This window comes from Vibrio sp. YT-19(2023) (assembly GCF_033337395.1).
Genome location: NZ_JAWOQN010000548.1, coordinates 1 through 676, shown reverse-complemented (window position 1 = coordinate 676; position 676 = coordinate 1). Strand labels below are relative to the sequence as shown.

The window sequence follows — 676 nt, the reverse complement described above, 5'->3', positions numbered from 1 at the left end:
AGTGCATCAAGAGGAGGACAAATGTCCTCCTTTTTGTTTGTTGCTGCACCCTAATATGGGCGTATTCCAAACAAAATAATAAAGGACATCACCATGGACCTATTCGCCTTACTCGATATCAACAATACCCTCGTTACCATTCCGATTGGAGACGGCTACGCAATGAGCTGGATCGAAGCATTCGGAACCGTCTTTGGTCTGCTTTGCATTTGGTTTGCGAGCCAAGAGAAGACCATCAACTACGTATTCGGCTTACTGAATGTCACTCTTTTTGCTGTTATCTTTTTCCAAATTCAGTTGTACGGGTTGCTACTTCTTCAACTGTTTTTCTTCTGCGCCAACATTTACGGTTGGTACGCATGGACTCGACCAAATGCACAAGGTGAAACGTTGGAAGTTCGTTGGCTTAGCAAGCAAAAGCTGATGGCGACTGCGGTTGTTTGTGTGGTCTCGATTGCATTGTTGACCATCTACATTGACCCATTCTTCTTCGCGCTGGCAAACATTGCTGTTGATAGCCTAAACATTTTCGGTGCAGGCCTGTCTGAGCCAGTACTTGAGCCTGATGCGTTCCCGTTCTGGGATGCAACTATGACGGTAGTTTCTGTTGTTGCACAAGTTCTGATGACACGTAAATACGTCGAAAACTGGATTCTATGGGTTGTGATCAACATCA

The 676-nt window shown here is 45.1% G+C and carries 1 protein-coding gene; it reads left to right on the top strand.

Annotation, left to right across the window (positions count from 1 at the left end):
* Window positions 1-93: 93 nt before the first annotated feature.
* On the top strand, window positions 94-676 hold a 583-nt coding region (gene pnuC, locus R7E78_RS27045), incomplete at its 3' end, for a nicotinamide riboside transporter PnuC (protein WP_318058735.1).